Below are 9,833 nucleotides of genomic sequence, written 5' to 3' on the forward strand. Positions count from 1 at the left end.
GGCACCCGCCCCGCCTACAGCTCCAGCACGCCCACCGTCTGGTCCCCGGACGTCTCCCCGGTGGGCCGGAAACCCAGTCCCGTGTAGAAGCCCTCCGGGCCGTCGGGGCCGGGGTGCCAGGTGACGTAGAACTCGGTGACGCCGCGGCGGCGCAGCTCCGTGGCCACGCATTCGACGGCGAAGCGACCGTAGCCCCGGCCCTGTTCCCCGGCGGCGATGTTCAGCCGCCACAGGCCCGAGCGGCGCAGACTGCCGTCGCCGCGCCAGTCGATGTCGAGGAAGGCCATCAGGAAGCCGACCGGGCGGTCGCCGTCGACGATCAGACGGGGCCAGGCCACGCCCTCGGGATGAACGTATGCCTCCGCGAGGGACTGCATCACAGGGGAGACCGCGTGTTCCTGGTCGGGGCGGACCCGTATGCCTGTAGCGGCCTCGAAATTTCCAGGTGTGATGTTTTCGAGGCGGGGTGCGGAAGTCGTCGGCGTCATACCGGGACGGTATGCCGGACGATCACTCGCGGGCCACGGGAATTCGACCGCCGTATCCGCCGCGGAGATCATCCCAACTGCCGGTAACGGCCCCGGAAATAGGTCAGCGGACGACCGTCCGCACTCGGCAGCGAGGCCGACAGGACGCGCCCGATCACCAGGGTGTGGTCGCCGGCCGTCACCCGCTGTTCGGTGCGGCACTCCAGCGTGGCGAGGGCGCCGCCCACCAGAGGGGCGCCGCTCTCCTTGCCGCGGACGTAGGGGATGTCGGCGAACAGCAGGCGGTCGCTGACCCGGCCCTTCATCGCGAAGCGCCCGGCGATGTGGCGCTGGCTCTCGGTGAGGACCGAGACCGCCCACAGCGGCTGCTCGTCCAGCAGGTCGTCCATACGGGCCCCCGTACGCAGGCTGACCAGCACCAACGGCGGATCCAGGGACACCGACATGAACGCCGTCGCCGTCATGCCGACGTCCTCGCCCGGCGGCGCGTGCGGATCGTCCGGGTCCAGCGGCGGCTCCACCGCGGTCACCAGGACCACGCCGGCGGCAAGCCGCGACATCGCGGCACGGAACTCGTCGTCGCTCACTCCCTCAGCATGCCCAAAGGGGCCCCGGGAGGCGGGGAGGACGGCGGTCAAGGGCTGCGTGGGGAGAGAAGTGTTCGGCACGCCGGAAACGCTAATGTCGGTCCCGCACGCCCCACATCGGGCCTGCGCCCGAGAACGGACCTAGGACTCCCGACGGAGTCGTGCGGAACTGTTCGCGGCCGTTTCGTGCCATCTCCACGCACGCACTCAGTTTGCGTCCAGTAAACACACAGGAAAAACGCAGAAACACCGCTCAATTGTTCACCTTTACCTGTGACTTGAGTCACAAGAGCCATTAATTGTTGACCCTGTGTACCGAGTGGGCAGCGCGCTGTGATTCAGTGGCGGGGAACTAGCAAGGGAAGTTACGCCGGAGTAGAACCCTTGATTCGCTGCGAGGTCTCGGGGGGAGGGCGAGCATGGAGACCGAGTCGGAGCCGTACGTCCGTCTTGCGACCCTGCGGCAACTGCACCAGGTCATGGCGGACATGAACACGGCCCGCAGCCTGGCGGACACGCTTCAGACCGTGGCCGACGGCGTCGTCACCGGCCTCGGCTACGAGCTCGCGTGCGTCAACCTCGTGCGCCCCGACGGCGATCTCGTCGTCGCCGCCTTCTCCGGCAACCCCGCCGCCGAGGCCCTCATCACCGGCCGGGTCGGCTCGCGCGAGGCGTGGGAGCGCCGGCTGAGCATGGGCGAGCACTGGGGCGACCTGGTGTTCATACCGCACACCGAGGGCTGGATCCTCGACGACGACGACGTCCCGCAGTGGTACACCGACGGGCCCGCGCCCCGCTTCGAGGACGAGTGGCACCCCTCGGACCGCCTGTTCGCGCCGATGTACACGCCCGGCGTGCCGGGCGGCGCGTGCGGCGAGCTGATCGGGGTCCTGTCCGTGGACCGGCCGCGCAACGGCCGGCTGCCGGGCGCGTGGGGGCGCGAGGCGCTCCAGATGTATGCGTTCCAGGCCGCCATCGCGATCAGCAACGCACGTCTACGCGCGAATATGCAGCGGGCGCTGGTGAGGCTGGAGCGCGAGCAGCAGGCCCTGCGCGCGAGCGAGGAGAGCTTCCGGCAGGCCTTCGAGTACGCCCCCTCCGGCATGGCCATCGCCGAGATGGGCGGCGACCAGCACGGCCGCATCCTGCGCACCAACGACGCGCTCTGCCGTCTCCTCGGCCGCCCGGCCTCCGCGATGCGCCGCTACTCCTTCTCCGACCTCGTCCACCCCGAGGACATCGGCACGCTGCTGCGGACGTCCGCCGAGGGGGGACGCGCGGAGCTCAGGCTCGGGCGCCGGGACGGTTCGTACCTCTGGGTGTCGCTGCGCAACAGCGTCGTCGCGGACGCGGCCGACGGCCCCCGCTTCCTGCTGACCCACGTCGAGGACATCGAGGAGCGAAAGCGCCGCGAGCTCCAGCTCGCCCACCGCGCCTCGCACGACTCGCTCACCGGCCTGCCGAACTCCGCCGAGCTGCGCTCGCGCCTGTCCGCGCGGCTGTGCAGGCGCCCCACCCACGCGGGTGCCCTGGAGTCCATGGACGCCGCGTACGGCCACCCCGCCGTCTTCGACGCCAACGGCCACGGCTTCGACTTCCCGGGCGTGGCGGCGCTCGAGGCCTACGACCACCACGTCCATGCCGTCTCGCCCGACGAGAGCGAGCGCGACGACGGCACCAAGGGGCTCGCGGTGCTCTTCTGCGACCTCGACGGCTTCAAGTCGATCAACGACCGGTTCGGGCACAACGCGGGTGACGCGGTGCTCATCGAGGTCGCCCGGCGTCTGACCCGGCAGGTCCGCGACGGCGACACCGTGGCCCGGCTCGGCGGCGACGAGTTCGTGATCCTCGCCAACGGGCTCGGCCGTGCCGACGCCCAGGACCTCGCCGTTCGTCTGCGCAACGAGATCATCCAGCCGATCCGGGCCGAGGGCCGTGCCGTGCGGGTCGGGGCCAGCTTCGGCATCGGGTGGGCCCACTGCGGGATGACCGCGGACGAAGTGTTGAAGTCCGCTGACGAGCGGATGTACGTAGAGAAACGATCTCGTCCCAAACAACACAGACGGGCGGGATGAATCCCAGGTCAGCGAGCTGATGCGGTCTGAGTCACCCGTTTGGGCCAGCAGGAGCGGGTAGGCTCGCCATTCTGACCGTCCTATCGCAACGCCCGCACCTGGTGAGGAGTACCAAGGGATGACGTCCGGCAACAACGGCGCCAGCACGCCCGAGGACGACGACCCGTTCGGCTACCTCTACGCCGACGGGCAGGCCAACGGAGCCCAGCCGCCGTCCGGTGGCTACGGCTACCCGAACGCCGTCAACCGGGTACGCGCCGTCGGCCAGCGCCAGTACGGCCAGCAGCAGCCGGCGGCCGCCCCGATACCGCAGCAGGGCGCCTACGGCCAGCCGAACGCGCACTACGCGGCACCGGAGACGCTGCCCGGCGGGGCGACCACGGTCCAGCAACAGCAGCCGTCGTACGGCGGAGGGCGCGGCCGGGGCCCGAACACCAAGGGCCTCCTCATCGGCGCCATCGCCGTCGTCGCGGCGGTCGTCATCGGCATCAGCGTGGCGATGCTGGGCGGCGACGACGACAAGGACAAGAAGGACAACGAGGCGGGGTCGACGCCGACGCAGTCCCAGAGCGCGGAGTCGAGCCCTTCGGCGAGCAGCGGCGCCGGGGACCAGGTGGAGCTGCCGAAGATCGACGCGAAGGCACTCCGCCTGGACGGCGGTGCTGCCACGGCTTCCGACTTCAAGGGTGCCAAGGCCGACGGCGGCGTCTACGTCACCAACTTCAACCAGGTCGGCGCCAAGGTCACGTGGTCCGTCAGCGACATCGAGAAGGCCGGCACCTATCGGCTGTACGTGCGCTACGGCGTCCCGGGGAAGGACGCCAACGCGACGCTGCTGGTCAACGGCACGGCCAACACCCAGCCGCTGAACATGGAGAACTTCGGCAACACGCCCGAGGGTGACTGGGAAAAGGGTTGGAAGACCACCTGGGCCAACGTGAACCTGAACAAGGGCACGAACACGATCGAGATCGCCTGCAACGACGGCAACCAGTGCGACGCCGTCCTGGACCAGCTATCGCTGACCACGGAGAGCGACAACTGAGTCGTGCGACGGCGGCCGTCCTCGACACTGCGTCGAGGACGGCCGCCATCGTTTCGGAGCCGTGCAGCGGTCAGGTCACTCGACGCGGCCCCACTCAAGGCACCGGGTCGCGGCGTACGCCTTCTTGCCGTTCCAGCGCACCTCGTGCCAGCGCTTCTCGGTCGGCGAGGTGCTCGTGCACTTGTAGCTGCCGGCGTCGACCGCACTACAGCCGGCGACCCAGCACTTGACGATCTTTCCCTTCTTCAGGGTGCCGACCTTGAGGGCGGTGGTGCTGGGCTTCTCCCGGATACTGACGTCCCGGTCGTTGTTCCAGCCGCCGCCCCACTCCTGTGCGGCCGCGCTGATGGTCAGGGCGTCCGCGGCACGGGCGGTGGTCCCCGGGTCCGCGGTCGCCGCGCCGTTCATGGTCGCGACGAGCCCGACTGAGGCCAGGCCGACGGCGGCGAGGCGCGCGAACTTCCTTGCGTTGTACATGACTTCCCCCAATGGAAGTGGATCCCTGGTCAGGTGGATCCGTGATCACCGTTGATCATATAGGGCGACAGGGGCATGCCAGGAGGAAATTTTCAGGCCGCGGTGACCTCCCCGGTCACCGCCACCCGGTTCTGGAACTCCTCGTACGTTCCCCGGTCGAACTCTCCCGCCACCGGTGACACGACGCTCGCCGCGCTCAGTGCTGTCGCTCGGGTCAGGCGGTCCGGCCAGGGGAGTTTTTCCACCAGGCCCGACAGCAGGCCCGCCACCGCCGCGTCGCCCGCGCCTGTCGGGTTGCCGTGCAGGCGGGTGGGTGGGGTGGCCCGCCAGCGGCCCTCGGGGGTGAGGGCGAGCAGGCCGGCTTCGCCGAGGGAGGCCACGACCGCGCGGGCGCCTCGCCGGCGCGCGTCCTGCGTGGCGCGCAACGGCTCGTGGGAGCCGGTCAGTTCGGCCAGCTCGTCGGCGTTGGGCTTGATGATGTCCGGCCGGGCGGCGACCCCGCGGCGCAGCGCCTCGCCGCTGGTGTCCAGCAGGACGGGTACTTCGGCCGCCTTCGCGGACCGCACCAGGCCGGCGTACGCGCCCACCGGCACGCCCGGAGGCAGGCTGCCGCACAGGGCCACCACGGAGGCGGACGCCAGCAGGTCGTCGTACGCCTCCTGGAAGGCCGACCACTCGGCGGCGGTGACCGTCGGGCCGGGCTCGTTGAGCTGGGTCGTGTCGCCGGTCAGCTCGTCGACGACGGCGATGGTGCGCCGGGTCGCGCCGGTGACCGGCACCAGGGCGTCCACCACGCCGGGGACGGCGGTGAGCCGCTCCTGGACCACCCGCCCCGTCGCGCCGCCCGCGAAGCCCGTGACCGTCACCTCGTGCCCGAGGGCCGCCAGCACCCGGGCCACGTTCAGCCCCTTGCCGCCGGGGCGTTCGGTCACATCGGAGACCCGGTGGGAGGCGTGGGGCCGCAGCGCCCGTACGCGATAGGTGATGTCGAGCGCGCTGTTCAGCGTGACCGTGAGGATCACCTGTACCCGACCTCCCCCGAAGAATTCAGCATGCGTGCGCCGTCCGTCCGCCGGTTGTTCCCTCCGGCCGACGCCGATCATGCCAAACGGGCGGCAGTCGTCCCAGTCTCGCAGGACAACTGCCGCCCCCAACAGGCGGACACATCACCCCAGTTGGGGATCGATCACCCATTCACCCCGGCGCATGACGCCCTTCACGTCGAAGTCGGAGTCCAGTACCACCAGGTCGGCGTCCTTGCCGGGCTCCAGTGAGCCGATGCGGTCGTAGCGGCCGAGCAGCCTGGCGGGGTTGGCGGACAGGGCCGCCACCGCGTCCTCGATCGGCAGCCGGTCGACGGTGACCGCACGCTTGAAGGCGCGGTCCAGGGTGAGGGTCGAGCCCGCGATCGAGCCGCCCTCGACCAGGCGGGCCACCCCGTCGGCGACCTCGACCTCCAGCGGGCCGAGCATGTAGCGGCCGTCGCCGAAGCCGGCCGCGTCCATCGCGTCCGTGATGAACGCGACCCGGTCCGCGCCCGCGTGATGGAACGCCAGTTGCAGGGACGCCGGGTGCAGGTGCGTGCCGTCGTTGATCAGCTCGACCGTCACCCGTTCGTCCTCCAGCAGGGCCGCGATCGGGCCCGGCTCGCGGTGGCCGAGCGGCGGCATCGCGTTGAACAGGTGGGTGGCGACCGTGGCGCCCGCCTCGATCGCCTCCACCGTCTGCTCGTACGTCGCGTCCGTGTGCCCGATCGCCGCGATGACGCCGCGCTCGGCGAGCAGCCGTACGGAGTCGATGCCGCCGGGCAGTTCGGTGGCGAGGGTGACCATCGTCGCGTGGCCGCGGGCGGCGTCGATCAGCTTGCGGACGTCCGCCGGGGCCGGATCGCGCAGCAGCTCCTCGGAGTGCGCGCCCTTGCGGCAGGGCGAGATGAACGGCCCTTCGAAGTGGATGCCCGCGATGTCGCCCTGCTCGGCCAGCTCGGACAGCAGGCCCGCGCGCCGGGTGAGGAAGTCCATGTCGCCGGTGACGGTGGAGGCGACGAGGGTGGTGGTGCCGTGCAGGCGGTGGGTGTGGATGCCCTGCAGCACCTCCTCGGGGGTGCCCGAGGTGAAGGAGGCTCCGCCGCCGCCGTGGTTGTGGATGTCGACGAAGCCGGGAATCACGTAGTGGCCGGTCGCGTCGAGCACCCGGGCGTTCTCCGGGGCCGCGGCGGCGATCCGGGTGCCGTCGACGATCACTCGGCCCTCTTCGAGGGTTCCCGTCGGCATGACCACGTTGGCGCCGGACAGGATGAGGGGCACCTTGTCCGTCGCGGGCTGCGGGTGCGTGGTGGCTGGTCGCGCTCCCGCGGCGGTAGCCGCATATTCAGCGCTGTCCCGCGCCCCTAGGGCGTTCGCCATCAGGGGGTTACCTCCGTACGGTCGGTGTTGTCGAGGAGATCCCAGGCCAGTAGCCCGGCGCCGAGGCATCCCGCCGTGTCGCCCAGGGCCGCGGGGACGATGGACGGCAGCTTCTGGAAAGTGACCCGCTGCCGGACGGCGTCCCGCAGTGGTGTGAACAAGGTTTCCCCCGCCTCGGCGAGGCCGCCACCGATGATCAGGGTGCGGGGGTCCAGCAGGGTGAGGGCGGTGACCAGGCCGTCGGCGAGGGCCTCCACGGCCACCTGCCAGATCCGTACGGCGTTCGGGTCGCCGGACGCGACGGCCTTGGCGCAGTCCGCGGCGTCCGCCTCCGGGTCCCCGCAGGCCGTGGCCCACGCCTCGCTCACCGCCGCGGCGGACGCGAACCGCTCCAGGCAGCCGCGCTGTCCGCACGGGCAGGGCGTGCCGCCCGGCCGTACGACGATGTGGCCGATCTCGCCCGCGAAGCCGTGCGCGCCCGCCTCCACCCGGCCGTCGATGCCGATGGCGCCGGCGATCCCGGTGCCGAGCGGCACGAAGAGGAATCGGTCGGCGCCCTTGCCCGCGCCGATCCGGCCCTCGGCGAGACCGCCGGTGCGCACGTCGTGGCCGAGGGCGACGGGTACGCCGCCGAGCCGTTCGGCCATCAGGCGGCGCAGGGGTATGTCCCGCCAGCCCAGGTTGGCCGCGTAGGCGGCGATGCCCCGCTCCTCGTCGACGATGCCGGGGACGGCGACGCCGACGGCCGCGGCGGGCTCGCCGAAGCGCTCCTCGCCGTGCGCGCGCAGCTCGGCGGCGAAGTCGAGGATGCCCTCGACGACCGCGTCCGGCCCGCGCTCGCGCCCGGTCGGGCGGCGGGCCTGATGGAGCAGCTCGCCGCTCTCCCCGGCCAGGGCGGCCTTCATCCCGGTGCCGCCCACATCGAGGGCGATGACGTGTCTCACGGGGGACAGTGTGGCTTGCGCACCCGCGAGAGGTCTAGTCCACTTACGTGGTGTAGACCTTATGGGGGCAATATGTATGACGTTTCGAAAATTTCGAACATGGGCGTGGGGCGGTTTGGCGTGCAGGGGCGTAGTCGTGGTCGTAGGCGTACGGGAGCGATGGCGGCGGTGTCCGCGCTGGGCCTGACGGCGGCCCTGGGAGGCTGCGGGCTGACCGGTGACTCGGACGAGGTGACGCTGCGGCTGGTCGCCGCGGACTATGGGGACAACGACTCCAACGGTTCCCAGAAGTACTGGGACAAGCTCGTCACGGCCTACGAGGCCGAGCACCCTGGCGTGAGCGTCGACGTCACCGTCTACTCCTGGAACGACGTCGACGCCAAGGTCAAGGAGATGGTCGACGCCGGGAACGCGCCGGACATGGCGCAGATCGGCGCGTACGCCGACTACGCCGCCAAGGGCCTGCTCTACCGGGCCGACGACCTGCTCTCCATCCCCGTGCAGGCCGACTTCGTCGCCCAGTTCGCGGACGCGGGCCGGGTGAAGGATGTGCAGTACGGCATCCCGTTCGCCTCCTCCACGCGGCTGCTCTTCTACAACAAGACGCTCTTCGAGAAGGCCGGCATCTCCGCGCCGACCACCTGGAAGGAGCTGGCGGCCGACGCCGAGGCGCTCAAGGCGGAGGGCGTGAAGACGCCGTACGCGCTGCCGCTCGGTGCCGAGGAGGCGCAGGCCGAGACGATGCAGTGGCTGCTCAGCGGCGGGGGCGGCTACACCGACAGCGACCTCGGCACGTACAGCATCGACTCCTCCGAGAACGTCGCCACCTTCGACTGGCTCAAGAACAACCTGGTCGGCAAGGGCCTCACCGGCCCGGTCGCACCCGGTGAGCTCAACCGGGCCGATGCCTTCTCCGCCTTCGCGGCCGGTGACGTCGGCATGCTCAACGGCCATCCGTCGCTGATGCAGATGGCCCAGAAGAAGGGCGTGAAGTTCGGCATGGTGCCGATGCCCGGCGTGGAGGGCCCGAGCAAGGTCTCCATGGGTGTGGCGGACTGGATGATGGCCTTCAAGGAGAACGGCCACGCCGACCAGGTGGGCGAGTTCCTCGACTTCGTCTACGACAAGCAGAACGTCCTGGACTTCTCCCGCGAGTACGACCTGCTGCCCGTCACGAACTCCGCGTCCGCGGTGATGACCGGCGCCGCCCAGGACGCCGACCTCAAGCCCTTCCTGGAGCAGCTCCCGCTCTCCGAGCTCTACCCGGTCGGCCGGACGTCCTGGGCCGAGGTCAGTGCGGACATCAAGAAGCGGATCGGCAAGACCGTCGCCTCCGGCGGCAGCCCGTCGGCGATCCTGGGCCAGCTCCAGTCGACGGCGACCCGTGCGGAGAGCGCCGAGTAGCGGCCGTTGTCGGTGGCGGGGGTTACGGTGCGAGCCATGGACCAGCACCAGGACCCGCCCGAGGCCGCCCTCGCCGACCGAGAGCGGGCCATCCTCGCTCTGGAACGCCGGGGCTTTTCGGGCCCCGGCGTCAAGGAGCGTGCGATCCGCGAGGAACTGGGCCTGGCCCCCGTCCGCTACTACCAGTTGCTGAACGCCCTGCTGGACGACCCGAGGGCCCTGGCCCACGACCCGGTCACGGTGAACCGGCTGCGGCGGGTGCGTCAGGCACGGCGGGAGGAGAGATGAGCCGAGCGGCGCGGGAGAGCTGGGCCGAGCGGCGCGGGAGAGCTGGGCCGAGCGGCGCGGGAGAGCTGGGCCGAGCGGCGCGGGAGAGCTGGGCCGAGCGGCGCGGGAGAGCTGGGCCGA

At 70.9% G+C, this 9,833-nt stretch carries 10 protein-coding genes; 4 read left to right on the forward strand and 6 right to left on the reverse strand.

Going from position 1 to position 9,833, the window contains the following annotated elements; all coding sequences use genetic code 11:
• Positions 1–14: 14 nt before the first annotated feature.
• A complete protein-coding gene (locus tag ACZ69Q_RS27495) occupies positions 15–488 on the reverse strand; it encodes a GNAT family N-acetyltransferase (protein WP_471046595.1) in 474 nt (157 codons plus the stop codon).
• Between the two features lie 68 nt (positions 489–556).
• Entirely contained in the window at positions 557–1,156 is a 600-nt protein-coding gene (locus tag ACZ69Q_RS27500) for a flavin reductase family protein (RefSeq protein WP_471046596.1), read from the reverse strand.
• Positions 1,157–1,494: 338 nt separating this feature from the next.
• On the opposite strand from ACZ69Q_RS27500, the gene cdgB reads away from it, so the two are divergent.
• Both cdgB and ACZ69Q_RS27510 read left to right on the forward strand, forming a co-directional pair.
• Complete coding sequence (gene cdgB / locus ACZ69Q_RS27505) at positions 1,495–3,150, forward strand: diguanylate cyclase CdgB (protein ID WP_471046598.1); 1,656 nt, start codon at positions 1,495–1,497, stop codon at positions 3,148–3,150.
• A 118-nt stretch (positions 3,151–3,268) separates the two neighbouring features.
• Positions 3,269–4,195 (forward strand): CBM35 domain-containing protein, encoded by a 927-nt coding sequence (locus ACZ69Q_RS27510; RefSeq protein WP_471046600.1) that lies wholly within the window; start codon positions 3,269–3,271, stop codon positions 4,193–4,195.
• 75 nt (positions 4,196–4,270) lie between these two features.
• Here the strand turns inward: ACZ69Q_RS27510 and ACZ69Q_RS27515 are convergent, their stop codons facing one another.
• From ACZ69Q_RS27515 to ACZ69Q_RS27530, 4 genes are all read right to left on the reverse strand, one after another.
• Positions 4,271–4,672, reverse strand: coding sequence for an SH3 domain-containing protein (locus tag ACZ69Q_RS27515; RefSeq protein ID WP_471046602.1), 402 nt, complete (start codon positions 4,670–4,672; stop codon positions 4,271–4,273).
• A gap of 92 nt (positions 4,673–4,764) precedes the next feature.
• Positions 4,765–5,694 (reverse strand): 1-phosphofructokinase family hexose kinase, encoded by a 930-nt coding sequence (locus ACZ69Q_RS27520; RefSeq protein ID WP_471046604.1) that lies wholly within the window; start codon positions 5,692–5,694, stop codon positions 4,765–4,767.
• Between the two features lie 144 nt (positions 5,695–5,838).
• Positions 5,839–6,945, reverse strand: coding sequence for an N-acetylglucosamine-6-phosphate deacetylase (gene nagA, locus ACZ69Q_RS27525; RefSeq protein WP_471046938.1), 1,107 nt, complete (start codon positions 6,943–6,945; stop codon positions 5,839–5,841).
• A 131-nt stretch (positions 6,946–7,076) separates the two neighbouring features.
• Entirely contained in the window at positions 7,077–8,021 is a 945-nt protein-coding gene (locus tag ACZ69Q_RS27530) for an ROK family protein (RefSeq protein WP_471046605.1), read from the reverse strand.
• Between the two features lie 159 nt (positions 8,022–8,180).
• Between ACZ69Q_RS27530 and ACZ69Q_RS27535 the strand changes: the two genes are divergently transcribed.
• Together ACZ69Q_RS27535 and ACZ69Q_RS27540 are read left to right on the forward strand one after the other, a co-directional pair.
• Complete coding sequence (locus ACZ69Q_RS27535; RefSeq protein WP_471046607.1) at positions 8,181–9,425, forward strand: extracellular solute-binding protein; 1,245 nt, start codon at positions 8,181–8,183, stop codon at positions 9,423–9,425.
• A gap of 36 nt (positions 9,426–9,461) precedes the next feature.
• Positions 9,462–9,713: a DUF3263 domain-containing protein gene (locus tag ACZ69Q_RS27540; RefSeq protein WP_471046609.1), complete on the forward strand. Its 252-nt coding sequence runs from the start codon at positions 9,462–9,464 to the stop codon at positions 9,711–9,713.
• Positions 9,714–9,833 lie beyond the last annotated feature (120 nt).

The organism is Streptomyces sp. NPDC036764 (assembly GCF_055609385.1).